General features: G+C 33.1%; 31 protein-coding genes. 27 read left to right on the forward strand and 4 right to left on the reverse strand.

The features are described from left to right. Window positions 1-123 precede the first annotated feature (123 nt). From IR152_RS11725 to IR152_RS11735, 3 genes are all read left to right on the forward strand, one after another. On the forward strand, window positions 124-1,035 hold the full coding sequence (locus IR152_RS11725; protein ID WP_227452155.1) for an AraC family transcriptional regulator: 912 nt from the start codon (window positions 124-126) through the stop codon (window positions 1,033-1,035). 14 nt (window positions 1,036-1,049) lie between these two features. Next, complete coding sequence (locus IR152_RS11730; protein ID WP_227452156.1) at window positions 1,050-1,466, forward strand: DUF3788 domain-containing protein; 417 nt, start codon at window positions 1,050-1,052, stop codon at window positions 1,464-1,466. 361 nt (window positions 1,467-1,827) lie between these two features. Beyond that, a complete protein-coding gene (locus IR152_RS11735; RefSeq protein WP_227452157.1) occupies window positions 1,828-1,986 on the forward strand; it encodes a hypothetical protein in 159 nt (52 codons plus the stop codon). Window positions 1,987-2,002: 16 nt separating this feature from the next. Here the strand turns inward: IR152_RS11735 and IR152_RS11740 are convergent, their stop codons facing one another. After that, window positions 2,003-2,395 (reverse strand): winged helix-turn-helix transcriptional regulator, encoded by a 393-nt coding sequence (locus IR152_RS11740; RefSeq protein ID WP_227452158.1) that lies wholly within the window; start codon window positions 2,393-2,395, stop codon window positions 2,003-2,005. Window positions 2,396-2,535: 140 nt separating this feature from the next. On the opposite strand from IR152_RS11740, the gene IR152_RS11745 reads away from it, so the two are divergent. Together IR152_RS11745 and IR152_RS11750 are read left to right on the forward strand one after the other, a co-directional pair. Then, window positions 2,536-2,931 carry a pyridoxamine 5'-phosphate oxidase family protein gene (locus tag IR152_RS11745; protein ID WP_227452159.1) on the forward strand — a complete coding sequence of 132 codons (396 nt, stop codon included), beginning with the start codon at window positions 2,536-2,538 and terminating at the stop codon, window positions 2,929-2,931. 401 nt (window positions 2,932-3,332) lie between these two features. Beyond that, a complete protein-coding gene (locus IR152_RS11750; protein ID WP_227452215.1) occupies window positions 3,333-3,491 on the forward strand; it encodes a hypothetical protein in 159 nt (52 codons plus the stop codon). A 135-nt stretch (window positions 3,492-3,626) separates the two neighbouring features. Here the strand turns inward: IR152_RS11750 and IR152_RS11755 are convergent, their stop codons facing one another. The 3 genes from IR152_RS11755 to IR152_RS11765 form a co-directional block, all read right to left on the reverse strand. Continuing rightward, window positions 3,627-3,836 carry a helix-turn-helix transcriptional regulator gene (locus IR152_RS11755; protein WP_227452160.1) on the reverse strand — a complete coding sequence of 70 codons (210 nt, stop codon included), beginning with the start codon at window positions 3,834-3,836 and terminating at the stop codon, window positions 3,627-3,629. A 4-nt stretch (window positions 3,837-3,840) separates the two neighbouring features. Beyond that, on the reverse strand, window positions 3,841-4,152 hold the full coding sequence (locus tag IR152_RS11760) for a DUF6442 family protein (RefSeq protein WP_227452161.1): 312 nt from the start codon (window positions 4,150-4,152) through the stop codon (window positions 3,841-3,843). Window positions 4,153-4,515: 363 nt separating this feature from the next. After that, on the reverse strand, window positions 4,516-4,965 hold the full coding sequence (locus tag IR152_RS11765) for a hypothetical protein (RefSeq protein WP_413927495.1): 450 nt from the start codon (window positions 4,963-4,965) through the stop codon (window positions 4,516-4,518). Between the two features lie 403 nt (window positions 4,966-5,368). Between IR152_RS11765 and IR152_RS11770 the strand changes: the two genes are divergently transcribed. The 22 genes from IR152_RS11770 to IR152_RS11875 all read left to right on the forward strand — a co-directional run bounded on the left by IR152_RS11770 (window position 5,369) and on the right by IR152_RS11875 (window position 24,443). Next, window positions 5,369-7,936, forward strand: coding sequence for a sigma-54-dependent transcriptional regulator (locus IR152_RS11770; protein ID WP_227452162.1), 2,568 nt, complete (start codon window positions 5,369-5,371; stop codon window positions 7,934-7,936). Between the two features lie 221 nt (window positions 7,937-8,157). Next, window positions 8,158-8,571, forward strand: a complete 414-nt coding sequence (locus IR152_RS11775) for a PTS sugar transporter subunit IIA (RefSeq protein WP_227452163.1) — start codon at window positions 8,158-8,160, stop codon at window positions 8,569-8,571. A 23-nt stretch (window positions 8,572-8,594) separates the two neighbouring features. Beyond that, the gene (locus IR152_RS11780; protein ID WP_227452164.1) at window positions 8,595-9,092 is read left to right on the forward strand and encodes a PTS sugar transporter subunit IIB; all 498 of its coding nucleotides are present in this window, start codon (window positions 8,595-8,597) and stop codon (window positions 9,090-9,092) included. Between the two features lie 2 nt (window positions 9,093-9,094). Then, entirely contained in the window at window positions 9,095-9,496 is a 402-nt protein-coding gene (locus IR152_RS11785; RefSeq protein ID WP_227452165.1) for a PTS sugar transporter subunit IIA, read from the forward strand. Window positions 9,497-9,513: 17 nt separating this feature from the next. Then, complete coding sequence (locus IR152_RS11790; RefSeq protein WP_227452166.1) at window positions 9,514-10,002, forward strand: PTS system mannose/fructose/N-acetylgalactosamine-transporter subunit IIB; 489 nt, start codon at window positions 9,514-9,516, stop codon at window positions 10,000-10,002. A 26-nt stretch (window positions 10,003-10,028) separates the two neighbouring features. Continuing rightward, window positions 10,029-10,784: a PTS mannose/fructose/sorbose/N-acetylgalactosamine transporter subunit IIC gene (locus IR152_RS11795; RefSeq protein WP_227452167.1), complete on the forward strand. Its 756-nt coding sequence runs from the start codon at window positions 10,029-10,031 to the stop codon at window positions 10,782-10,784. Next, complete coding sequence (locus tag IR152_RS11800) at window positions 10,781-11,647, forward strand: PTS system mannose/fructose/sorbose family transporter subunit IID (protein ID WP_227452168.1); 867 nt, start codon at window positions 10,781-10,783, stop codon at window positions 11,645-11,647. Before IR152_RS11795 ends, IR152_RS11800 begins: the two co-directional genes overlap by 4 nt. 46 nt (window positions 11,648-11,693) lie before the next feature. After that, window positions 11,694-12,173 (forward strand): L-2-amino-thiazoline-4-carboxylic acid hydrolase, encoded by a 480-nt coding sequence (locus IR152_RS11805; RefSeq protein WP_227452169.1) that lies wholly within the window; start codon window positions 11,694-11,696, stop codon window positions 12,171-12,173. A gap of 64 nt (window positions 12,174-12,237) precedes the next feature. Beyond that, the gene (locus IR152_RS11810) at window positions 12,238-13,545 is read left to right on the forward strand and encodes a M20 family metallopeptidase (RefSeq protein WP_227452170.1); all 1,308 of its coding nucleotides are present in this window, start codon (window positions 12,238-12,240) and stop codon (window positions 13,543-13,545) included. Window positions 13,546-13,778: 233 nt separating this feature from the next. After that, window positions 13,779-13,901 carry a DUF2185 domain-containing protein gene (locus IR152_RS20470; protein ID WP_077711488.1) on the forward strand — a complete coding sequence of 41 codons (123 nt, stop codon included), beginning with the start codon at window positions 13,779-13,781 and terminating at the stop codon, window positions 13,899-13,901. A gap of 511 nt (window positions 13,902-14,412) precedes the next feature. Further along, window positions 14,413-14,550 (forward strand): helix-turn-helix domain-containing protein, encoded by a 138-nt coding sequence (locus tag IR152_RS11820; protein ID WP_413927496.1) that lies wholly within the window; start codon window positions 14,413-14,415, stop codon window positions 14,548-14,550. Between the two features lie 174 nt (window positions 14,551-14,724). After that, a complete protein-coding gene (locus IR152_RS11825) occupies window positions 14,725-17,772 on the forward strand; it encodes an SrtB-anchored collagen-binding adhesin (RefSeq protein WP_227452171.1) in 3,048 nt (1,015 codons plus the stop codon). A gap of 224 nt (window positions 17,773-17,996) precedes the next feature. Further along, window positions 17,997-18,260, forward strand: a complete 264-nt coding sequence (locus IR152_RS11830; RefSeq protein ID WP_227452172.1) for a YdcP family protein — start codon at window positions 17,997-17,999, stop codon at window positions 18,258-18,260. A gap of 74 nt (window positions 18,261-18,334) precedes the next feature. Further along, window positions 18,335-18,718 (forward strand): YdcP family protein, encoded by a 384-nt coding sequence (locus tag IR152_RS11835; protein ID WP_065977959.1) that lies wholly within the window; start codon window positions 18,335-18,337, stop codon window positions 18,716-18,718. A gap of 95 nt (window positions 18,719-18,813) precedes the next feature. Continuing rightward, entirely contained in the window at window positions 18,814-19,227 is a 414-nt protein-coding gene (locus IR152_RS11840) for a DUF3788 domain-containing protein (protein WP_021360144.1), read from the forward strand. Window positions 19,228-19,333: 106 nt separating this feature from the next. After that, window positions 19,334-19,792 carry a VOC family protein gene (locus IR152_RS11845; RefSeq protein WP_227452173.1) on the forward strand — a complete coding sequence of 153 codons (459 nt, stop codon included), beginning with the start codon at window positions 19,334-19,336 and terminating at the stop codon, window positions 19,790-19,792. 24 nt (window positions 19,793-19,816) lie between these two features. Next, window positions 19,817-20,359 carry a DUF3795 domain-containing protein gene (locus tag IR152_RS11850; protein WP_227452174.1) on the forward strand — a complete coding sequence of 181 codons (543 nt, stop codon included), beginning with the start codon at window positions 19,817-19,819 and terminating at the stop codon, window positions 20,357-20,359. 100 nt (window positions 20,360-20,459) lie between these two features. Continuing rightward, window positions 20,460-21,854, forward strand: coding sequence for an FtsK/SpoIIIE domain-containing protein (locus IR152_RS11855; RefSeq protein WP_227452175.1), 1,395 nt, complete (start codon window positions 20,460-20,462; stop codon window positions 21,852-21,854). A 201-nt stretch (window positions 21,855-22,055) separates the two neighbouring features. Beyond that, entirely contained in the window at window positions 22,056-23,255 is a 1,200-nt protein-coding gene (mobT, locus tag IR152_RS11860) for a MobT family relaxase (RefSeq protein WP_227452213.1), read from the forward strand. Between the two features lie 6 nt (window positions 23,256-23,261). Continuing rightward, a complete protein-coding gene (locus IR152_RS11865; RefSeq protein WP_227452176.1) occupies window positions 23,262-23,396 on the forward strand; it encodes a DUF3789 domain-containing protein in 135 nt (44 codons plus the stop codon). Then, window positions 23,397-23,618, forward strand: a complete 222-nt coding sequence (locus IR152_RS11870; protein ID WP_227452177.1) for a hypothetical protein — start codon at window positions 23,397-23,399, stop codon at window positions 23,616-23,618. A gap of 186 nt (window positions 23,619-23,804) precedes the next feature. Continuing rightward, window positions 23,805-24,443, forward strand: coding sequence for a CatA-like O-acetyltransferase (locus IR152_RS11875; protein WP_227452178.1), 639 nt, complete (start codon window positions 23,805-23,807; stop codon window positions 24,441-24,443). Window positions 24,444-24,477 lie beyond the last annotated feature (34 nt).

Below are 24,477 nucleotides of genomic sequence, written 5' to 3' on the forward strand. Positions count from 1 at the left end.
AGTAATAAAACTCAGTATTATTAGATAAAAAATTAAAAAGGGCACTGTATATCAAGAACATTTTTTTAGCTTTGATAATATAAAGGTATACAATTAATAACAATATTAGGAGGTACTTATAACTTGCATGCATGGGAATCTATTCAAATCACATTAGACTTAATAGAAGAAAGGTTATCAGAAGAAATATCAATTAATAAGCTAGCGAATAAAGCGAACTTATCACTATTTTATTATCAAAGACTATTTAAAAGATTAGTCAATAAAACAGTAATGGAGTATATAAAACTTCGTCGTCTTGCAAAAGCTTCTGAACATTTAGCAGAACATAAGAATCGTATACTTGATGTAGCCTTAAGTTTTGGATTTGAAAGTCATGAGACGTTTACACGTGCTTTTAAAAAAGCATATGGATTAACTCCAGAAGAATATAGAACAAATCCAGTAAAACTTAATCAATTTGTTAAGCCAGAATTAATTTTAAATTATATTATGGTTGATGAAGGTGTACCATTAATTGCAGATGATATAGTAATTGAAGTAACTCGCAGAAAATTGAGTAATCCAAGGACTTTTATTGGAATAGAAGGAGAAATACCTATTTGTCAGCTAATGGGAGGTGAAACAACTGGTATCGCAACAGCGAAGGAATTATGGATGGAACTTGGAAATCAAAAACATAATATACCAAATCAAATTCAAGGTGGAAATGAATTTGCTGCTCTTTATATGGGAAATGCAAAAGAAGGAAATTGTATGTATATGGCAGGTATAGAAGTGGAGCCAGGTACATCGGTGGAAGGATATAGTACTTTTGAGTTACCAGCTAAAGAGTATTTAGTATGTGGATTTGAAGCAGAAAATTTTAATGAGTTAGTTGATTCAGCTGTTTTTAAAGCGGATAAGTTTATGGAAAGATGGATGAAGAATCATAATTTAATAGCCACTGATTTTGCGATTGAAATGTATTATCCTAATACACCTGAAGTGGCATATATGGAACATTGGACTATTCCAGTGCCTATTGAACAATAGAAAGGGTGATGAATATGGATTGGCAAGATATGTTTTTTCAAGATAATAAACCAACACTTGAGCAAATCAAAGAGTTTATCAATAGCCCCTTATGGGACAAGCTAAATAATGTTGTGACTTCAACTTATAATGTAGAACCTAAGCTTGAATATAGTAAATGTTCAATGCAAAGAGGTTGGAATATAAAGTACAAAAAAAGAGATAAATCATTATGTACTTTATATCCACAAGAGGGTTCTTTTAAGGCTTTGGTTATTGTAAATGAGAGTAATAGAGTAGAAGTCGATTTATTTATCAATACTTGTTGTGATTATATCAAACAAATATACAACGAGATAAATTTTTTTAATGGTAGTAAGTGGTTAATGATTCAAGTAGATAATATATCCGTATTGAATGATACACTTGAACTGATTAAATTTAGAGCTTAAGATATAAAACAGGATGATTTGTATACTCATCCTGTTTTATATTAATTTTTAATAACTTATATAAATTAGAAAAATTTTTGTATCTGTAAAAATAGGGGCTTTTGTTACACCTAATGGTCAAATATATGGTCTTGATGTCAATCATTTTAATATAAAAAATCATGTAATATAGGCTCTTAAGAGATTAAATCTAGATTACATAAAACCTTTATCAACCTGCAAGAATAGATTTAGCAATACAAGTAGAAGAGACTATAGGAGTTATTTCTGACTAGTAAAAGTACTCAAGTTACCAACTGCTAGAGAATTTAAGGGAAATAGCAGATGAAAAAGAAGCTACTATTCCACAAGTAGCTCTTGCATGGGTTTTATCAAAAGGGATGGTATTATAACTTTGGTTGGAGCATTAAGAAGGGTTACATTACTGGACTCTTTAAAATCTAAAGACATTAAATTGAGTGATAAAGATATAAGAAGAATTGAAAATGCTATAGACAAGAATAAAATTTGTTGCAAATAATCTAATAAACTTCAATTTACTTTCTTTTTCGACATTCCTTACAACTAAGTCCACACATATTTTTTTCTTGCATGTTGCTAGCTCCCCAATTAGCAAGTTGTTGTAAAATAGGCACAATACTTTTACCTTTACTTGTCAATGTATATTCAACTTTTGGAGGGATTTCATTATATTGTTTACGATGAATAATGCCATCAGACTCTAAGTCTTTTAATGATTGAGCTAACATAGTATTTGTAATTCCATCTAGTTTTCTTTTTATGCTACTATATCTAATCGGATTATCAACTGCTAACATACATATAATAGGTAATTTCCACTTACCACCGACAATATCTAATGCATAACGTATTGGACAGGTTAATTCTTCAATATTTGTAGTCATATTCTTTTCATTATCTAAATTCATTATAATTACTCCCTATTTATATTAGTATCTTTTTTATACTTTATCAGAAAAAACTGCATACTTGTTTTTTCTGTATTTTATATTAAAATTATATCAAAGGATAATCCTTAATACAAGTATTTAAAAGGGGTGTAAAAATTATGAAAGTATTAGAATTTTTGAACAAAGCGGGAGTTTATTATTTAGCAACAGCTGATGAGAACAATCAAGCACATGTGCGTCCTCTAGGATTTGTTATGGAATATGATGGCAAGCTTACATTTTGCACATCTAATCAGAAGGAGATGTTTAAGCAACTTATTTTTAATCCAAAGGTTGAGCTTTGCTGTATAGACCAAAACCTTAATACTCTACGTATTTTGGGTCAAGCAGTATTCGTTACATCAAAAGAGACACAAGCTAAGGCACTTGAAATAATGCCAAGTTTAAGCCAGATGTACTCTGTAGGAGATGGCAAATTTGAAATATTTTCTATTGATAAGGCAAAAATTAGTTGTTGTTCAATGAGTGGTAAAAAAGTTGATGTAGAACTTTAATTATAATTGAATTGACATCCATAATGAAAAGAAAGAAAACGTTACTACCGAAATATTGATAGATTTAATTTAAATGCAATGAAAAGATTTTTAAATAATCAATGTATAAAAATTTTAGCTACTAGATGTGCATTTCAATAATGACATATTATTTTGAATAATTACATAATAAAAATAAGAACAATTAAAATTTATTTTATGGTGGGATAGATTTCCTTTAAAAAATATTTTAACTATAGTTGATTTTTATTCAATTTGAAGAAAATATGATGATTATAAAAAATTGCTACTTATTATTTGCATATTTTGTATATAAATAATAAGTAGCATTACTTTATACATTAGTAGTGATAGAATATAAATTAATAGATAAAATATAAGTTTAAAAGGAGTGATATAAGATGAGCAAATATAGTTCTTTATGGGAATATGTTCAGAAAAATGGTAGTAAATCGTTTAAATTAACTTTTGAAGAAATAAAAGATATTGCTGGAATAGAGATAGAGCATTCGTTTTTGAAATATAAAATGGATAAGACTTTAAAACAAATAAAAGAGTAAAGTGATAAGATAATAAATATCTAATCATTTACTCTTTTTGTTTTATTTATTTAAATATTTTTATTTTAAGTTTCACCAATGAATAAAATATGCAATGGTCATAGATAGTTTTATATTTTATGACTACAATATATTTTATTCAAAGTAAAATAAATCTTCAAATTTTTTATCTAGAGCGATACATAAAATAAGTGCTAATTTTGCTGTTGGATTAAACTGACCTGTTTCTATTGAACTAATCGTGTTTCTTGATACTCCAACCATTTCAGCTAGTTGGCTTTGAGATAATTTTTTCTCTGCTCTTGCCGTTTTTAAGTGATTTTTTAATATTAATTCTTCATTCATACGTTTACCTCAAAGATGATAAAACAAAATTAGTTAATGAGAATATAGTTGAAATTAAGAAAATAATAGCCCAAATTAAATTCTTTTTTTCATGTGTGAATTGGTACTTTATTATATTTTCAGAAAGCCCAAATGTCCAAAATAAAGCAAGTATCGCATCGTTTTTTTGTCCAGTAAAGGCATTAAATATTTCAATGAAAAAGCAGACACATACGAAAATTGAATATCCTACTTTTCTACCCTTATTTTCAATATACTCTAATCCTTCATCTCTATTAGATTGACGACTTTTACTTAAAATTTCTTCTCTATTCATATAAGACACCTCCTATTTGGATGCCAAGTTTACTTGGTATTTTCATTATATCATACCAAGTTTACTTGTCAATAGATTTGACAATAAAACTTGGCATAAATTCACCAGATTTGTCTCTTTAAAATATATTTCAAACTCTACTTTGTATAACAGTTGAGTTTAATGCTTTATAATTGAAATATAATTTTTTTTAACTTGAAAGGAGTTTAATTTCTCAGACATATGAATATAGAGAAAAGTATTTAAAGAAATATCCTTATTTATTAGTTTATTAAATAGACTCTTCATTATAATTTCCTCATTTAATATAATATAAATAGTACTAAGGTTTTTATAAGAGTTAAATTAAGTATGTATTATTACTCAAATATTTGTATAATCAACATCTAGTAATTTACCTTTTTGTTGAAAATGATTAATAAGTTTTTTAGGATAATTCATTATTAATTCATCTGGAAAATTAATTTCTTTTAAGATATTCTCAGAATACTCATAATTACCTATATCAAAACAAATGTGAGCATCTGAAGTTAGTATGATTTTAGTACCATATTTTTTGCAAAGTGTGGCAATATACTTGCAATTATCCGAGCTACCATTTCTTGAGACACCTTTGATAGAACAATTATTTATTTCTATTAAGATATTCTTTTCCATGGTTAATTTAATGATTAATTCATAGTCGATTGGGTAGTTTGGGTTTCCAAGGTGGCCTAATATTTTAATATTATCATGCTTATTTATTGCATTTATTAAGGCTTTAGTATTATTCTCTAATGTATTTGGTGAAAAAACGGCTTCGTGAAATGACAAGATAAGATAAGTATATTTGCTTCACATTCTCTTAAGATTATAATGTTATTTATGATTCTTGGGATATTTTGAATGTTGTGAAAGTACCTTTTGTGGGGAGAACCAGGCATCTTAGGACCATGTTCAGATGTACCTAGTATCTTAATTCCATTTTCTTTACAATAATTAATATTTTCTAACAAAGTGCTATAGCCATGACCACTGACTATAGAGTGGGTGTGTAAATCTGATAAAAAATTCATATAAATTCCTCCTCTATAAAAGATGATGGTAACGTAATTTATATTATAAAACGAACAGGAAACAAAATCAATAGTTACACAATTAGACAAAAATATTAAAATATTATAGAATTAAGCTTAATAATATTTAACAGTATTACTGCTTATACGGGAGGTTAACTATGATACAAAAGAAGCTATCAAGGAAAGAAAAAGTTTTAATTTGCTTGAAAAGGTTAACAGAAGAACACTTGAACCTTAATAATGGCATTAGATTTGGATTTGATGCAGAATATATTGCTACTGAAGTAGGTATAAATAGAAGTAATGCTAGTAAGGAATTAAATCAATTAATAAAGGAAAGTACTATTATAAAGATAAAGGGAAAACCTGTTCAGTACTTATATAAAGAAAGTATTGAGAGTATTTTAGGAAAGAAACTAAATAAAGGGATATTTGATAATATTAACTCTATAAACGAATATAGTGAAAATGATTCTATCAAAGATGAGTATATTGTAGAGGGTATAAAAAAAGAGAACAATATTTTTAATTTAATAGGCTGTGACGGAAGTTTAAAGTCCCAGATAGAGCAAGCTAAAGCAGCAGTAATATATCCACCTAAGGGGTTGAGTACATTAATAATAGGACCTACAGGAGTTGGTAAATCTATATTTGCAGAATATATGTATAAGTATAGTTTAACTATAAAAGAAGATAGTGATAATACACCATTTATCATATTTAACTGTGCTGATTATTCTGATAATCAGCAATTATTATTAGCACAGCTTTTTGGATATGTAAAAGGAGCATTTACTGGAGCTGATAAAGATAAGTATGGTCTTGTACATGAGGCTAATAATGGAATATTGTTTTTAGATGAAGTTCATAGGTTATCTGCAGAGGGACAAGAAATGCTATTTCTGCTTATGGATAAAGGTATATATAGAAGGTTAGGAGAGGCTAATAAGGTACATGAGTGTAGGGTTATGATAATTGCAGCTACTACAGAAGACCCAGAGACAGCAATGTTGGATACATTTTTAAGAAGAATACCTGTAACTATAAAGATTCCATCTTTAGAGGAAAGAGGTTTTCAAGAGAGAATGAAGCTTATATGTTATTTTTTTAAAGAAGAAAGTATTAGGATTGGTGTTAAGGTAAAGGTTTCAAAGGAAGTTATTAAGGCATTTATTTTATATAAGTGTAAGGGAAATATAGGACAATTAAAAAGCGACATACAATTAATTTGTGCAAGAGCTTTTTTAGATTATATGACCTATAAAAGGGAATGTGTATATGTAAGACTCTCTCTTCTACCAAACAATATTAGAGAATCATTATATGGAAATAATAGAAAAGAGGAGTTTGTACAAAACTTCAGTTTTATTGGGAAAGATGATATTACTTTTTTACCAGAAAAAAAGAATTTTGAAAGTGAAAATTTATTAATAGAAAATAAAAAATATGATTTAGATTTCTATGGAATGATAAAAGAAACTTGGAATAAACTTCAACAAGAAGGTATTAAAGAGTCACAAATTAGAAGCGTTATAGATGAAGATATACAGAAGTATTCCTATAATTTAATGAATACTTTTATATATAATAGTAGTAATCAAACAGCCTATAACAATATTGTTAATGATTCAATTGCAACTACTGTGAAGTATATTTTACAAAAGCATGATAAATGGAGCAAAAGAGAAGGATTAGATAAATTAATAAAAGCTATAGCCTTACATATTCAGAATTTAATTGAAAGAATAAAGATTGGAAACATAGTAAAGCACCCTAATAAAGATGAAATTATGAAGGAAAGAGCATATGAATATAACATAGCAAAGGAAATATTATCTAACGTGTCGTTAATGTATGGAGTTGAGTTTCCAGAAGATGAAGCAATTTTTTTAGCAACGTTTCTTTATTTATCTTATGTGGGATTAAATGAGGAGAGTATAGCAATATTAGTTATAATGCATGGTGAATCTACGGCATCTAGCATGGTGAATGTAGCTAATACTTTACTGGATTGTAACCATGCAGTGGCAATCAATATGGGATTAGAAGATAGAGTTCAGGATATTTTAGTCCAAGCTGTAGAAATAGCCAATAAAATTGACAAAGGTAAGGGAATTTTAATTCTAACTGATATGGGGTCTATTTTAACATTTGCTAAAGTTATTCATGATGCTACTGGAAAAGAAGTAAAAGCAATAGATATGGTAAGTACACCTATTGTAATAGAAGCAACTAGAAAGGCTCTAACTCCGGAAATGACATTAGAGAAATTATATTTTAATATTATAGAATCTATAAAGAAACATTATGGAGATATGGAAATTACATATGCTGAAAAAGATAATGGTGGTAGATATTTTGATAGATTACTAATTGATAATATTAGTAAAACTTTGACTTTTTTAAATGGGGAAAAGGCTTATTTTATATTAAAAGAAGTAATTAATAGAATTAGCGAACATTATTCTTTAGTAATTCAAGATGAGCTTTTAGTAAAGTTTATATTTCATTGTTCATGTATGATTGAAAGAGTAATAATAAAAGAGTCTTTAGTTTATAAATTATATGAAGAAAGAATTGGTAGAAGTAAAGAATTATATTTAGTTATAAAAGAAAGTTTTAAGCTTGTAGAAGAGATATTCGATATAATTATTTCAGATATGGAATATGCAAATATATTAGATATATTTGAATCACAGTATGATACAGATAAATTCAAAAGTTGATACAAAATTTAAGGATAGCCAAAAGGCTACCTTTTTTTACTTCTTTTTGATACAGATTTAATACAGGTTTGAAAAAGGTTTTGATACATATTGAAAGAGTAAGTTTTTTTTTATAAATTAAGTGAAAAGGTTTAATTAAATCCCGTATAATAGCCATTTGTTATTGATACACATAAGTTGGCACGGCAGTTGCTTATATAAAAAGTGACAAGAAAAGTGAGGTGAGATTGGTGATAGGGATAATAGTTATGACTCATGGAAGTTTTAGTGAAGAAATTATAAAAAGCTGTGAACTTATTGCAGGACCAGCAGAAAGAACAGCAGCACTTAAACTAAATAGGAATGATAATATTGAAGACTTAAATAGAAATTTTGTAGAAAAGTTAAATGAATTAGATGAAGGTGACGGAGTTTTAGTATTAGCTGACCTATTAGGAGGTTCACCAAGTAATGTTGCAAGTTTAAACCTTAAAAAAGGTGGAAAGTTTCATGCACTTACTGGAGTAAATCTTACAATGCTACTTGAAGCTTTAATTAATAGAGAGGGAAAAAGTTTAGAAGAGTTAGCAGAGGCATGTATTGAAGCGGGGAAAACTGGTATAAATCATATTAATAAAGTTCTTAGCTCAATGTAATAGAAAAAGGAGTTCGATTAAAAATGTCTTTAGTAAAATATTGCAGATGTGATGATAGATTAATACATGGTCAAGTGATATATAAATGGGTTAAGTATCTAGGTGTTAAAAAAATAGTAGTAGTAGATGATGAAACAACCAATGATGTTATTGCTAAAGGTTTGGTAAAAATGGCAGCACCAAAGAATATTGATTTATCAATATTAACTGTAAGTGAATCAAGGAGGTATTTTTATAATAACCAAGCTGATGATAACGTTTTTGTATTAATTAAAAACTTAGATACTGCAAATAGAATGAGAGAAGAAGGAATTGATATTAAAAAACTTATTATTGGAAGAATACCTACAGGAATAGGAAAAAAGAAAATATCTCAAAATGTATACATTAATAAAAAAGAGTTTCTTTTAATAGATAAATTTATTAAAAAAAATATAAATGTATCAATTCAAATGGTACCTGATGAGGAAGAAGTAGAATTAAATCACAGTATTAATCGCTATAAAGGAGAGTTTGTTTAACAATGAATAAATATAAGGCAATCATACTTTGCCATGGAACTTGGGGAAAGGTATTAATAGAAGAAGCAAATAAAAATTTTGGATTGTCAAATCAATACGAAGTTTTATCACTAAGCTCTGAAAAAGATGTTTCTGTATTCATGAAAGAGGTTGAAGAAGTAGTAGATAAAGAGGATGTGAAAATTATAATAGCAGATTTGTATGGTGGATCTACATCAAGTGTTGCAATATCTGTTGCTATAAGAAGAGGGATAGATGCAATAAATGGACTTAGCTTACAGACAATTTTAATCGTAGATGAAGAATTAAGCAAAGAAGATAAAGTACATACATTACCAGAAAGAATCGTCAAAAAAAATAATAACCTTTGTGTGGATTTAATTAAGGAATTTAAAAAAATATAAATTATGAGGTGGATATAATGGCAAAAATAACATTAGTAAGAGTAGATCACAGATTAATTCATGGACAAGTTATAACAAAATGGGTGAAAATCGCTCAAGCTCAAAAAATAATAATAGTTGATGACTTCTTAGGTCAAGATGAATTTATGGCTGACATATATAAAATGGCAGCGCCATCAGGAGTAGAAGTAGTTATTTTAACAGCAGAAGATGCAGGACAAGCATTCCAAAACAATACTTTAGGAGATAAAAATATATTTATTCTATTTAAGAATGTTGATATGGCAAATAAGGCGTATAAGGCTGGACTTAAATATGAAAAGATTCAATTAGGAGGTATCCCAAATGAAGCAGGAAAGAAGATGGTATTTACAGCTGTTTCATTAGGAAATGAAGATGTAGAACAACTAAATGAACTTAATGAAGATGGGGTTGAAATAGTTCTACAAGTTATACCAGAGGAATCATCTATGACATATGAAAATGCGTTAAAGAAATTTAAATAAAAATTATAAATTAGGAGGAATTATAAATGGAATCTGTTTTGATGTTGGCAATTATAACAGGATTATGGTATTGGTTTGCAGCAGGTCTTGCAGGGTATACCCTTTTTTCAACACTAAAGTCCCCTTTATTTATAGGTTTTAGTCTTGGATTACTTTGGGGTGATGTAACAACTGGTATGATTGTTGGTGCAAGTATAGAAATGGTTTATCTAGGAATGGTAGCAGCAGGAGGAAATATTCCATCAGATAAATGTTTAGCTGCTCTTATTGCAATACCAGTAGCACTTCAAACTGGTGTTAATGCAGAAGTTGCAGTATCTATTGCGGTACCTTTAGGTGTTATAGGAGTATTAGTTAATAACTTAAGAAGAACTGGTAATGCTGTATTAGTTCATAGGGCAGATAAGTATGCCGAAGAAGGTAACACAAAAGGTATATGGAGATGTGCAACACTTTACTCTTTAATATTTGGGTTTGTTTTAAGATTTCCAATAGTTTTTGTATGTAACTTTTTTGGAGCAGATTTAGTTAAATCATTATTAGATGTTATACCACAATGGTTGATGAATGGATTAACAGTAATGGGTGGTATATTACCTGCATTAGGTTTTGCAACAACAATATTTACTATAGGTAAAAATAAATTCTTACCAATGTTTATTATAGGATTTTTTATGGTTCAATATTTTGAAATTTCAATTACTGCAGCTGCAATATTTGGTGTTTGTATAGCTCTTTTAGTTACATTTATGAAAGAAGATAAAAGGGTAGGTGAAGTATGATGCAAGAAATAAAAAATAAAGAAGTTAAAAATGAACAAGGTACAACTGAAGTTAATAAGACAAAAGTACTTACGAAGAAAGATGTAACAAAAACATATCTAAGATGGTGGTGGACAGCAGAATTATCTAACTCTTTTGAAAGAATGCAAGCATTAGCAGTTTGTGCAAGTTTCACTCCGGCTTTAGAAAAGTTATATAAGAAAAAAGAAGATTTAGTAGATGCGTTAAAGAGACACTTACAATTTTTCAATACTCAAGCTATATGGGGAGGTTTAATTCACGGTACAGTTTTAGCTATGGAAGAAGAGAAGGCTACTGAAGGAAAAATCCCAGGAGAAGTTATTTCAGGTGTTAAGAATGGGCTTATGGGACCTTTGGCTGGAATTGGAGATACTTTAGATTTTGGTACATTTCAAACAATATTCTTAGCTTTAGGTGCTTCATTTGGAGCAGAAGGAAGTGTTATAGGTGCATTTTTCCCAATAATGTTTAGTATATTACTATTTTGCGAAGGCTATTACTTATTCCATTTAGGATATTCTTTGGGTAGAGATTCAATTAAGAAAATTCTATCAGGTGGTATTGTCAATAAGATAATTGATGGTGCTTCAATTCTAGGAATGTTTATGATGGGAGCCTTATCTGCAACTACAGTTAAGCTTTCAACTCCATTATCATTTGATATTGGTGGTAAAGCAATTGTTGTTCAAGATACGTTAAACATGATTGCTCCAGGTTTATTACCACTAGGTGTTGTATTCTTTGTATATTGGGGAATGAAATACAAGAAGTGGACAATAACTAAGTTATTAGTAATTTTAGTTGTAGTAGCATTGGTAGGGTCATTCATTGGAATATTCTAATTTACAATGATTAAAATATAGAATTTAATTTTAGGAGGAGAAAGAAATGTCAGAAAAAATGTATACAGAAAAAGAATATTTAGAAGGAATTAGAGGAGCAACAGGAGAAAGAGCGGTATGGTTCTATCTTCTTATGAAAGAAGCTGAAAAATTAGGAGTTAATCCAGATGATGTATGTAAAGAAGCAATATATGGATTTGGTAAAATGAGAGGTCAAAAATATAGCGTAGCAGATACTCCAGGAAAAATGGCAGAAATGTTATATAACAGTAAAGGACAAAAAGTGTTTGAAATGGAATTAGTAGAAAATACAGATAAGAATGGAGTTTTAAAATTCCATCACTGTCCATTAGATGCTGCTTGGAAAGAATATGGATTAACTAAAGAAGAAAGAAAAGAAATTTGTAGATTAGCTTGCTACGGTGATTATGGAAGAGTTGATTGTGCACAAGGTGTTAGATTAGAGTTTGCTCAAAAATGTGCTCATGATGATGAAGTTTGCGAGTTAGTATTCACAAGAAAATAGTTTTTAATGCTAAAAGCCTGTTCTTTAAGAACAGGCTTTAAAAAAACAGAAAGTAGGTTGATTTATGGATATAAGTAGAAGTGTAGATAATAGTTTAAATAGAACAGTAGAATTCCTAAAAGAATTAATAAAAATTGATACACAACAAGGTGAACCTATTTCACAATGTCCTTTTGGTATAGGACCTAAAAAATCTTTAGAGAAAACTTTAGATTACTGCGCTAGTTTGGGTTTTAGCGTTAAAAATATTGATAATTATATTGGATATGCAGAAATTGGAGAAGGAGAAGAATTGATAGGGATTCCAATGCATTTAGATGTAGTTCCACCAGGAGATGGGTGGAGTGTAGAGCCATTTTCGGGAACAGTAATCGACAATATTATTTATGGAAGAGGTGCCGTAGATAATAAGGGGGCTGTGTCTATGCTTATACATGTATTGAAAAACATAGAGGATATGTATCCTACAATTAATAAAAGAATAAGATTAATTTTTGGTACAAATGAGGAAACAGGTATGGAATGTATCAAATATTACTTAGATAAAGGTGAAGAAATTCCAAGTATGGGCTTTACTCCAGATGCTATGTATCCAGTGGTTAATGGAGAAAAAGGAAGGGTTCATATAAGGATAGAAAAAGAGATTAAAATTGATAAAAGTAAGCCTTACATAATAGTAAGTGGAGGAACTAAAGAAAATGTTGTTCCATCTCATTGTACTGCAAAAATTATTAATGGAATTATTTCAGAGTTAACTACTAAAGGAGTAGCTACGCATGCAAGTAATCCTGAAAAGGGAGAAAATGCTATATCTAAAATGATAATAAAGATAGTTGAAGATAATATGGATTTTCAGTATAGAGAAGATATAGAATTAGTTTCAAAATACCTTTGTAGTGACTATTATGGAGATGCATTGGGGATTAATCAATATGATGAGGTATTCAAAAACACTACCTTAAATTTAGGAATATTAAAGGTAAATGAGGAAAAAATCGTATGTGAGTTAGATATAAGGTATGGTAAAAATATAGTTTTAAATAATATAATAGATAGATTCAAAAAGTTTTTTTGTAATGGTTGGAAAATAGAAGTTATTGCTCATAAAGACTTACATTATGTGGATGAGAGTAATTTAGTACTTAAAAAATTATTGAGAGCCTATGAAGAAGTAACAGATGAAAATGGATATACAATTGCTATGGGTGGTGGCACATATGCAAGTTGGTTTAAAGATATGGTGGCGTTTGGACCTAAGTTCTTAGCGTATAAAACTGGTGGTCATGGAGTAGATGAAAGAGTACCAATAAATCATATACGAAAGAATATGGAGATATATACCTTGGCTTTAATAAAACTATTAGAATTGTAAAAGGAGAAGAGACTTTATGTGCAAATATATAGATATCTTAAAAAGAGAGAAAAAATGAGTTCAACTTTATTTAAATGTTCAACATCATCAGATACTATTCAATCACCTAAAGATTGAATAGTATCTGATGATGTTGAAGAGAAAATAAGTATGAAATTATTAAAAAAGATTATTTTATAAAAGTTAAGGTTGAAAAGTTAATTGAATGGAATTAGCTAAATGGAGAAGACTGTATACTATCTAATAAAATAACAAAAGAGTGTTATAAAATTGGTTATATGATTAGAGAAAAGTCTATTGATACTTATCCAGATAGTGGATGGGGATTTATGACTTGGGATGAAAATGGAGAATAATAAAAATTATAGTTTATACAATTTAATAAGATATATGTACAAGCAGTTAATCTAAATGATTGACTGCTTTTCTTTTATAGAATTTTATATAATAGACAATTACCAATACATGATAATTGCATGTTACAATTAGAGGAATAAGTATGAATAATAACTTTATAAAAGAATTAAATGGAAAATTGAAGAGTTATATTCAGGATTTTAAAAAGAATATGAAATGAGAAATGAAAATAAGGTGCTTATATTAAAAGATATTTTATACAAAATGTTAAAAAACGTGATAAATAAAAACTGTATTTAGATAGATTAACTACTAGTTTTATATATAATATGGATTTTGTTTACAAAGTTTACATATTTTACAAATTATTTTTAAAATATATTTAAATATATATTTTAGATACTTGTTTATTTGTTTCTCTGTGGTTGATTTTTTCGTCAAAAGTCAACTTCAAATCGCTTGTTAGCTTTACATGTTTAAGGATATAATTATATATAAGGAGGGATTGACATGAATGAATTAAACATCGCAAAAACGCTGATTTTAAAGCGTAAAAAAAAAGGAATTACACAAGATGAACTTGCAAATTATATAGGAGTTTCTAAAGCTTCTATATCTAAATGGGAAACTGGAGTTTCCCAAAGTTAAAAATATAGAAATACAATCCGTGTTTACTTGCTTGCACCACAGCGATTTACTAATAAAGAAAAATTAAATGATTGATAGACTATGGAACGCCTAGAATGACGTTCCTTTTCTATTTCCAGCCGTTCCTAGTGGACGGCTATTTTATTACCCAAAACGAAAGGAGCATTAAGAATTATGAAAAAGATATTAAAGCGATTATGTACGGGCTTCCTAGCCTTTACAACCGTTCTTACTGCATTACCGACAATGGCTGTTCATGCGTCGGAAACACAGTATTGGACGGAGTCTGCCGAGCGTGTTGGTATTGTAGAACGTGTCAACAATGACGGCTCTATTACAGAAACGTTTAATGAGGGACACATGAAAGTTGAGGACGAGGACGCTTATTGTATCGACATCAACACAGCTTTCAAAAATGGTTATAAAACACGTTCTGACGCAAGCACCCGTATGAGTGCCGACCAGATAAGTGATGTTGCTTTATCTATCGAATATGTGAAGCAATACACCAACAGCCATAACGGAATAAGAAACAATCATGCCTACCTTTTAAGACAGCTTGTTGTGTGGCAAAGATTGAGTGTTCACTTAGGCTGGCAATGTGATAACGTGCGAGCTTCTTATGACGAAATACCAAAGGCAACGCAAGATGAAGTATTCGCAGGAGCAAAAGCCTTTGTGAAAGAAAACAAAGGACGTTATGACTGTGGCGGATATATCTATTCTGGCGAGGGTCAAGAGTTAGGGCAATTCTGGGCGAAGTTAGCTGTCGGAAATGCCAAACTTCAAAAGACTTCCACCAACGCCAATATTACAGACGGCAACGGGATTTACTCTATCGCTGGTGCAACGTATGGTGTGTATTCTGATAAAGACTGCACGAAACAGCTTGCCACTCTTACGACAGATACCAGCGGAAATACAGAAGCCGTTGAAGTAAGAGCCAGTACAGTATATATCAAGGAACTTTCTGCACCAGCAGGATTTAAAATTGATAAAACTATTTACAGTTTGAGTGTGGAGGCTGGAAAGACGGCAACCTTGAAAGTATCTGATACTCCAAAGGTAACAGATACCTTGATTGAGCTTTTCAAGATTGACATGGAAACACAGAAATCCAATCCACAAGGAAACGCTTCTTTAGAGGGAGCAGAGTTTACATGGAACTTCTACGCTGGCTACTACAACAAGGATAATCTTCCTGCCGAAGCAACTCGTACATGGATAACAAAGACTATCGCTGAAAAAGACAGCGACGATGCTATCCATTACATTACTCGTTTAGCTGACAAATATAAAGTATCTGGGGACAGCTTCTATACGCAGGACGGTAAAAACGTACTTCCATTAGGAACACTAACTGTTGAGGAAACAAAAAGTCCGTCGGGTTACTTGTTAGAGGGTGCATATATGCAGGCTGACGGTAGCGAAGAACAGATAAAAGGAATGTATCTGACACAGATTACAGAGGACGGCGACCTTGCCGTATTATCTGGAAGCAATCAATACCATGTTTCTGATAAAGTCATTCGTGGCGGTGTGAAAATCCAGAAACGAGATTTAGAAACCAAAGACACGAAAGCTCAAGGCGGTGCGACTTTGAAAGATACCGCCTTTGAAATCATTTCCTTAAATGAGAATACCGTCTTAGTTGAGGGCAAGTTATACAAGAAAAATGAAGTGTTAAAGACAATCCATACTGACATTGAGGGTATCGCTTCTACTTTTGCTGACCTATTACCTTACGGAAAATACAGATTGTCTGAACAAAAACCGCCAGAGGGATATTTGATTGACGGTGCAAAGCCGATTGATTTTGAAATCACAGAGAATGGAAAAATCGTTGATTTGACTGACGAAGCCCACTCTATCTATAACCAGATTAAACGTGGCGATATTGAGGGCGTAAAAATTGGTGCAGGTTCGCACAAGCGTCTTGCAGATGTTCCGTTTAGGATCACAAGCAAGACGACGGGCGAAAGTCATGTTGTTGTAACTGATGATAACGGACAATTCTCTACTGCTTCTGATTGGGCTTCCCACAAGCACAATACTAATGCAGGAAAAACAAGCGAGGACGGTGTGTGGTTTGGTACTTCTGAACCAGACGACAGCAAAGGTGCTTTGCTATATGATACCTACATCATTGAAGAATTACGTTGTGAAAGCAACAAAGGCTTCAAACTTATTCCACCGTTTAAGATTGTCATTTCCAGAAATAAGGTTGTGGTTGATTTAGGTACGCTGACTGATGAATACGAAAAAGAAATCACTATCCATACTACCGCTACCAGCAAGGACGGCGAAAAGACTATTCTTGCTGGGAAAGACGTAACTATCATTGATACAGTCAAATTAGACGGTCTTATCAAAGGGACAAAGTATCAGTTGAAAGGCTGGCAGATGTTAAAAGAAGAAAATGCAGAGCTAATCATCAATAACAAGCGTGTGGAAAATGACTATACTTTTGTTGCTGATGATGAAGCTATGAAAGTGGAAATCGCTTATACTTTCAATGCGTCTGCTCTTGGCGGTAAGAACCTTGTAACCTTTGAGGAATTATACGATTTAAGCAATCCAGAAGAACCCGTAAAAGTTGCGGAACACAAGGACATTGATGACGACGGACAGACAGTGCTTATCACAGAGCGTATCGTCAAAATTCATACGATAGCTACGGATAAAGACGGCAAGAAAGAGATTGAAGCTGGAAAAGATGTAACTATCGTTGATACAGTCAAGTTAGAGGGCTTAGAAGTCGGTACGAAGTATCAGCTTGTGGGCTGGCAGATGTTAAAAGAAGAAAATGCAGAGCTTATCATCAATGACAAGCGTATTGAGAATGACTACATCTTTACGGCTGACAGCGAAACTATGGAAGTTAAAATCGAGTTTACCTTTGACGCTTCCACTCTTGGCGGTAAACAGCTTGTAACTTTTGAGGAATTATACGATTTAAGCAATCCAGACAAACCTATCAAAGTTACGGAGCATAATGACATTGATGACGACGGACAGACAGTTACTATCAAGGAAGTACCAGAAACACCTACCCCAGAAGAACCAGAGAAGCCAACCACACCAGATACACCTACGAAAACAGACAGCCCCAAAACGGGCGACAATACAAATATCCTTGTCTTTGCAATTATGATGTTTGTTTCTGCTGGTGGTCTGGCTGGTACATACTTTTTCAAACGCCGTAAGATGAAGAAATCATAAGGCGGTAGCTGTATGAGAAAAGAAAAATCACGCTCTCCGCCGTAGCTTAGATAGGCAGACTATACCTATTCTGGCTTGTCTGCCGATTACCTGCAAGAACACGGATAGTCAAGGGTGCGTTAGCATTTATTTACCCTTTACTATCTGGGGGCTTGCGGGTACTTTCCTAAATGCCAGAATACACACATCAATCAAACTAAAAGAAAGAAACGAGGTAAAACAATATGGAATTAAAATATATCGTGCCGAATGTGGCACAGACTTTTGGAAACTTGGAATTTGCAGGGGAAAACAAAGTAGAACAGCAACGTATCAATGGGCGTTACACTCCCGTATCAAGAAGTTACAACTTGTATTCGGATATTCAGAGAGCCGACGACATTATCGTTGTATTGCCTGCAAAAGCTGGCGAGAAGCATTTTAAGCCAGAGCAGAAAGTAAAACTGATTAACCCACGCATTACCGCAGAGGGTTACAACGTCAAATGACGTGGATTTACAAACTACATTTTAATGGCTGATGATATGTTGCCAGCAGAAAGCAAATAAGGGGGTATTTGATTATGAGATTAGCAAATGGAATTGTATTAGATAACGAAAAAACTTTTGGAGTATTGAAATTCTCTGCACTTCGACATGAGGTGCGTGTAGAAAATGAGGACGGAACGACAAGTGATGAAATTAAGCGTCGTACTTATGATTTGAAATGTAGTGTGCAGGAACGCATGATACAAGTGTCAATCCCCGCTGATGTTCCCGTAAAGGACTTTCCTTATAATGCGGAAGTGGAGTTAATCAATCCCGTAGCTGATACGGTGGCAAATGCCAACTTTAGAGGGACTACGGTTGATTGGTACATCAAAGCTGATGATATTGTATTGAAGAACAAAGGCGGTCAAGCTGGAAATCCGCAGAACAACGCTCCGCAGGGACAGCAGAAAAAGTAAGCTGACAAACTAGTTTTTCATTGTAGCAGATATAAACAACTGTTATAATATGGATGTGGAAACAGTTAATTTAGACTTATAAAGGAGAAATGTGTATGCTAGATAAAATACCTAATGCAGAGGAAATGACTGCTTTGGTCGGACAATCATTATATAGTGTATGGAATGAATTGTGTGCCTTGATTGATGAAAAGTATGAAATGGAATGTCTATGGAATAAAGGTGGCAAAGCATGGAATTATGAATATAAGTATCGTCGAGGTGGCAAAACATTATGTGCCTTATATGCTAGAGAAAACTGTGTGGGATTTATGATTATCTTAGGTAAAGATGAACGGTTAAAATTCGATACAGATAGAGATAATTATTCAAAAGAAGTTCAGAGAATTTATGATGAAACAAAAACTTACCATGACGGAAAATGGCTGATGTTTGAGCCAACAGATACAACTTTGTTTGACGATTTTGTTAAACTTTTGAGGATAAAAAGAAAACCAAATAGAAAGTAGTTTATTACCACACCATTAGCAAATGGATAATTTCTTATAATAGCGGATATATGAAAATGCTGTCATGTGGACATAAAGAAAATTGGAAGTTGTGGAGGTGGCAAAAATGAAATTTAAAAACCCTATGTTGGTAGTAACTGATATAGATAAATCAGTTGAGTTTTATAAAAAGGTTTTTGGACTTCATGTCATTATGGATTTTGGAGCAAATAAAACTTTAACAGGTGGCTTAGCCTTACAGACAAGTGAAACATACAAAGAGTTTATCGGTACAAGTGATATTTCTTTTGGTGGTAACAATTTTGAAGTTTATTTTGAAGAAGATGATTTTGATAAATTTGCTGATAGGCTGAAAGAATATGATATTGAATATGTCCACCCTATTATAGAACATTCATGGGGACAGCGTGTAGTCCGCTTTTATGACCCAGATAAACATATTATCGAAGTTGGAGAAAACATGAAGATAGTGTGCAAGCGTTTCTTAAATAGTGGAATGACACCAGAACAAGTTGCAGAACGTATGGATGTACCTATGAAATTTATAAATGCTTGTATGCGATAAATTGAAAGTTAGGAGACTAATACTATGAAAGGATTTGAACGCAAAAATCAATTATTTTCTCTTTGCGGATTGAATTGCGGACTATGCCCTATGCTTTTGGGAAATTACTGTGGCGGTTGTGGCAATGGTAATCAATCATGCAGAATTGCAAAATGTAGTCTTGAACATGGAAAGATTGAATATTGCTATGAATGCAAACAATATCCATGTGAAAAATATCAACACATTGATGATTATGATTCTTTCATCACGCATAAACGGCGAAAAGCAGATTTAGAAAGAGCAAAAAACATAGGCATTGAGCAATACAATCTTGACCAGCAGGAAAAAACACAAATTCTTTCTTACTTACTTTCTAACTATAATGACGGGCGTAGAAAGACTTTCTTTTGTGTGGCAGTTAATTTATTAGAACTTTCAGAATTGCAAGAAGCAATGAAACAAATACAATCTAATGACGAATTGTCCTTACTACCATTTAAGGCACAATGCTTGTATGTGGTAGAGGTGTTTCAGAAGATTGCCGACAGAAGAAATATAAAACTGAAACTTATCAAGAAAAAGTGATTTTCAAATTTCAGTTTGACAATTTTATATCCATATACACAAAGTAGTTAGTCTATACGATTGACTGCTTTTTTCATATCCAGAAAGGAGTGACTGATTTATGAGAATGATTTTAAACAAAGGACACCGTATCAGAGCCAGCGATAAGCACCTTGTTTACCATTTTTCCATAAGGACGCTTCTGTTTGTATTCGTGGCGGTTCTCCTGCTACTGAATATCAAACAGCTCATGCGTACCGACTGGGAACATTTCAGCTTATTGGACAATGGCTTGACGCTTTCCCCTTACAACTTCATAACCATACTGATAGCGACTGGTGTTTGTGCATTGGTCGCTTTTTGGTATTACCGCTTCTGTTACGACAGTTTCAAGAAGCTCCTGCACCGTCAAAAGCTGGCAAGAATGATACTGGAAAACAAGTGGTATGAAGCAGATACCGTACAAGACAGCGGTTTTTTTACTGACCTGCAAAGCAGATCAAGGGAAAAAATCGTCTGGTTTCCAAAGATTTACTATCAAATGGAAAAGGGATTGCTTCATATCCGCTGTGAAATCACATTAGGGAAATATCAAGACCAGCTTTTACGGTTAGAGGATAAGCTGGAAAGTGGCTTGTATTGTGAACTGACCGATAAGACTTTACATGACGGTTATATCGAATACACCATGCTTTATGATATGATAGCAAACCGCATTACCATTGACGAAGTGAAAGCAGAAAATGGCTGTCTTAAACTGATGAAAAATCTTGTATGGGAATATGACGCACTCCCTCACGCTCTGATTGCTGGTGGGACTGGTGGCGGTAAAACTTATTTTTTGCTGACGCTCATTGAAGCCTTACTGCATACCAACGCTGTGCTTTACATCTTAGACCCAAAGAATGCTGACCTTGCCGATTTAGGAACAGTTATGCCAAATGTTTATCATACCAAAGAAGAAATGATTGATTGCGTCAATGCCTTTTATGAGGGAATGGTACAGCGAAGCGAAGAAATGAAGCGACACCCAGACTATAAAACGGGCGAAAACTACGCCTATCTTGGTTTACCGCCCTGCTTTCTTATCTTTGATGAATATGTGGCGTTTTTTGAAATGCTGGGGACAAAAGAAAGTGTGAGCCTACTTAGCCAGCTAAAGAAAATCGTCATGTTAGGACGACAAGCAGGATATTTCCTTATTGTTGCCTGCCAGCGTCCAGACGCAAAATATTTCTCGGACGGTATCAGAGATAATTTTAACTTCCGTGTTGGCTTGGGGCGTATCAGCGAATTAGGTTACGGTATGCTGTTCGGTTCTGATGTGAAAAAGCAGTTTTTCCAGAAGCGTATCAAGGGACGTGGCTATTGTGATGTGGGAACAAGCGTCATAAGTGAATTTTACACACCCTTAGTTCCAAAAGGACATGATTTTTTGCAGACCATAGGCTCTCTTGCATACGCAAGGCAGGACGGGACGGCGACGTGCGAAGCGAAAGGCGACGGCACGGACTAGCCGTTGCTGGTGTGGCGTTAGCCACGCCAGCACATACAAGCCCCTCATTATCTAACAGAGGGGCACAATTACGCTGGAAACTGGTTCAAAAACCTTTGGAAGTCCGCTAAGCATAAGGGTTTTCTTTGTTTTCAGCCGTTTGTGATAATCGCTTGAAAATATCACAAAATCACAAAAATATCACGATTGGGGGTATGACAACTGAATGATACTGATTTTCTCAACGCCTTGAAAGCCAAACGCAGTGATTACGGCGTATCGCAGACAAGGCTTGCAATCATGGCTGGTATCAGCCGTGAACACCTTAGCCGTATCGAAGCTGGCAAGGTCAATCTGACAAAGGAAATGCAGGAGAAACTTCTGGACGCTGTGGAACGGTTCAATCCCGACGCTCCTATGTTCCTGCTCTTTGATTATGTGCGTATTCGATTTCCCACGTTGGATATACAGCACGTTATCAAGGACATTCTAAAGCTGAATGTAGACTATATGCTTCACGAAGATTTCGGGCATTACAAGTACACCGAACATTACTATATCGGGGACGTGTTCGTTTATACTTCACAAGACAAGGAAAAAGGTGTCCTGCTGGAACTGAAAGGCAAAGGCTGTCGCCAGTTTGAAAGCTACCTGCTGGCACAAGAGCGAAGCTGGTATGACTTCTTCATGGACGCACTGGTTGAGGGCGGTGTGATGAAACGCCTTGACCTTGCAATCAATGACAGAACGGGCTTGCTGGATATTCCAGAACTGATAGAGAAATGCAAGCATGAGGAATGTATTTCTAAATTCCGTTCTTTCAAGAACTATGGTTCTGGGGAGCTGGTAAAGCATAACGAAGTCAACAAGGACGGCATGGGACACACGCTTTACATTGGTTCATTTACCAGTGAAGTGTACTTCTGTGCCTATGAAAAGAATTATGAACAATCCTCAAAATTGGGAATACCGATTGAGGAAGTCCCCATTAAAAACCGATTTGAGATACGTTTGAAAAATGAACGTGCCTACTATGCCGTGAGAGAACTGCTGACCCACTACGACGCAGAGCTGACGGCATTTTCTATTATCAACCAGTATATCCGCTTTGCTGACAAGGAAGCGGACAAGCGAAAAAGCGACTGGAAAACCAACGCCCGCTGGTCTTGGTTCATTGGCGAGGGACGACCGCCCGTGAAGCTGACGACAAAGCCAGAGCCTTACACTCTGCAAAGGACGCTTAACTGGCTACAAAGGCAGGTTGCCCCGACCTTGAAAATGCTGAAACAGATAGACGCAGGCAATCAGACAGAGTATCTCAAAACCATTGAACAGCAGGCAAAGCTGACGGATAAGCACAAGCAGATAGTCAAACAGCAAACGGCTTCGGTGGACGAACTGATAGAACAAGAAAAGGCGTGATTGATTATGTGGGAATCGATTAAGGACTTACTGCTGGTATCACTTGGCGTGAGTATCGGCGTGGTTCTGATGTGTATTATGAGTGTCGGAAAGGAAGCTGACCGACACATGATGGAATTAAAAGAAAGCGAGGAAAAATAAATGAATTTCGGACAAAATTTGTACAACTGGTTTTTAAGCAACGCACAGTCTTTAGTGCTTATGGCAATCGTCGTAATTGGTATCTACTTAGGGTTTAAGCGTGAGTTTTCAAAACTTATCGGTTTCTTAGTAGTTGCCTTAGTTGCTGTTGGATTGGTATTCAATGCTGGCGGTGTCAAAGATGTGTTGTTAGAGTTATTCAATAAGATTATTGGTGTGTAAAAGTTTATTGTAGTGCTGGTATGAGAATGATATAATATGAATACGAAAACACTAAGGAGTGATTTTATGAAATTATGTATTGTATTATCTCCATACAAGGCTTAATGGAATAGACTTGCATGGAGTGGTATATTAGCCAGAGAGCCTTGCATTTAATGAAATTTTAAAATGTAAAGGAGAATGGATATGGAATACAAATATACAAAAATTGATTTGAATGAATGGAAAAGAGGTAAACTGTTTCAAAATTACATTGATAATATGCGTATTGTTATGAGTTTGACCGTTGATATTGATGTGAGAAAACTGATTAAGTTTACAAAGAATAATGACTTGAAGTTTTATCCCGTTATGATGTGGATTGTTTCAAAAGTCGTTAATGCACATGATGAATTTAAGTATGGTTGGGACAACAATGGTAATTTAATAAGGTGGAATTTTATTTCTCCGTCGTATACTGAATTTCACAAAGAAGATGAAAATTTCACAAAGTTGAGTACCGTTTATTGTGATAACATATTTGAGTTTTATAATCAATTTATGCTAGATAGAGAGAAATTCAAAAATAAACGGGCTTTTGTAGAAAATCAACCTTTGAATTTTTTTGATGTATCTTGCTTACCGTGGGTAAAATATAATCATTTTGATGTTCATGTTTTTGATGAGGGAAAGTTTCTTGCACCCGTTGTTACTTGGGGAAAGTATGAATTAGAACAAGAAAAATACATTATGCCTCTGACTATGAATATACACCATGCCGTAGCAGACGGTTTTCATTTATCCAGATTTTTTAATGAAGTACAAGAATTGATAAATACAATTTAACAACTTCATACCAGCACACATACAAAGCAGTTAG

The organism is Clostridioides sp. ES-S-0108-01, from assembly GCF_020662285.1.
Lineage (GTDB): Bacteria > Bacillota > Clostridia > Peptostreptococcales > Peptostreptococcaceae > Clostridioides.

Excerpts from the sequence above, each read along its gene's own strand:
- IR152_RS11730 (WP_227452156.1), top strand. The coding sequence starts at position 1,050 with ATGGATTGGCAAGATATGTTTTTTCAAGATAATAAACCAACACTTGAG.
- IR152_RS11735 (WP_227452157.1), top strand. The coding sequence starts at position 1,828 with ATGGGTTTTATCAAAAGGGATGGTATTATAACTTTGGTTGGAGCATTA.
- IR152_RS11740 (WP_227452158.1), bottom strand. The coding sequence starts at position 2,395 with ATGAATTTAGATAATGAAAAGAATATGACTACAAATATTGAAGAATTA.
- IR152_RS11745 (WP_227452159.1), top strand. The coding sequence starts at position 2,536 with ATGAAAGTATTAGAATTTTTGAACAAAGCGGGAGTTTATTATTTAGCA.
- IR152_RS11750 (WP_227452215.1), top strand. The coding sequence starts at position 3,333 with ATGAGCAAATATAGTTCTTTATGGGAATATGTTCAGAAAAATGGTAGT.
- IR152_RS11755 (WP_227452160.1), bottom strand. The coding sequence starts at position 3,836 with ATGAATGAAGAATTAATATTAAAAAATCACTTAAAAACGGCAAGAGCA.
- IR152_RS11760 (WP_227452161.1), bottom strand. The coding sequence starts at position 4,152 with ATGAATAGAGAAGAAATTTTAAGTAAAAGTCGTCAATCTAATAGAGAT.
- IR152_RS11770 (WP_227452162.1), top strand. The coding sequence starts at position 5,369 with ATGATACAAAAGAAGCTATCAAGGAAAGAAAAAGTTTTAATTTGCTTG.
- IR152_RS11780 (WP_227452164.1), top strand. The coding sequence starts at position 8,595 with ATGTCTTTAGTAAAATATTGCAGATGTGATGATAGATTAATACATGGT.
- IR152_RS11785 (WP_227452165.1), top strand. The coding sequence starts at position 9,095 with ATGAATAAATATAAGGCAATCATACTTTGCCATGGAACTTGGGGAAAG.
- IR152_RS11790 (WP_227452166.1), top strand. The coding sequence starts at position 9,514 with ATGGCAAAAATAACATTAGTAAGAGTAGATCACAGATTAATTCATGGA.
- IR152_RS11795 (WP_227452167.1), top strand. The coding sequence starts at position 10,029 with ATGGAATCTGTTTTGATGTTGGCAATTATAACAGGATTATGGTATTGG.
- IR152_RS11800 (WP_227452168.1), top strand. The coding sequence starts at position 10,781 with ATGATGCAAGAAATAAAAAATAAAGAAGTTAAAAATGAACAAGGTACA.
- IR152_RS11805 (WP_227452169.1), top strand. The coding sequence starts at position 11,694 with ATGTCAGAAAAAATGTATACAGAAAAAGAATATTTAGAAGGAATTAGA.
- IR152_RS11810 (WP_227452170.1), top strand. The coding sequence starts at position 12,238 with ATGGATATAAGTAGAAGTGTAGATAATAGTTTAAATAGAACAGTAGAA.
- IR152_RS11820 (WP_413927496.1), top strand. The coding sequence starts at position 14,413 with ATGAATGAATTAAACATCGCAAAAACGCTGATTTTAAAGCGTAAAAAA.
- IR152_RS11825 (WP_227452171.1), top strand. The coding sequence starts at position 14,725 with ATGAAAAAGATATTAAAGCGATTATGTACGGGCTTCCTAGCCTTTACA.
- IR152_RS11830 (WP_227452172.1), top strand. The coding sequence starts at position 17,997 with ATGGAATTAAAATATATCGTGCCGAATGTGGCACAGACTTTTGGAAAC.
- IR152_RS11835 (WP_065977959.1), top strand. The coding sequence starts at position 18,335 with ATGAGATTAGCAAATGGAATTGTATTAGATAACGAAAAAACTTTTGGA.
- IR152_RS11840 (WP_021360144.1), top strand. The coding sequence starts at position 18,814 with ATGCTAGATAAAATACCTAATGCAGAGGAAATGACTGCTTTGGTCGGA.
- IR152_RS11845 (WP_227452173.1), top strand. The coding sequence starts at position 19,334 with ATGAAATTTAAAAACCCTATGTTGGTAGTAACTGATATAGATAAATCA.
- IR152_RS11850 (WP_227452174.1), top strand. The coding sequence starts at position 19,817 with ATGAAAGGATTTGAACGCAAAAATCAATTATTTTCTCTTTGCGGATTG.
- IR152_RS11855 (WP_227452175.1), top strand. The coding sequence starts at position 20,460 with ATGAGAATGATTTTAAACAAAGGACACCGTATCAGAGCCAGCGATAAG.
- IR152_RS11865 (WP_227452176.1), top strand. The coding sequence starts at position 23,262 with ATGTGGGAATCGATTAAGGACTTACTGCTGGTATCACTTGGCGTGAGT.
- IR152_RS11870 (WP_227452177.1), top strand. The coding sequence starts at position 23,397 with ATGAATTTCGGACAAAATTTGTACAACTGGTTTTTAAGCAACGCACAG.
- IR152_RS11875 (WP_227452178.1), top strand. The coding sequence starts at position 23,805 with ATGGAATACAAATATACAAAAATTGATTTGAATGAATGGAAAAGAGGT.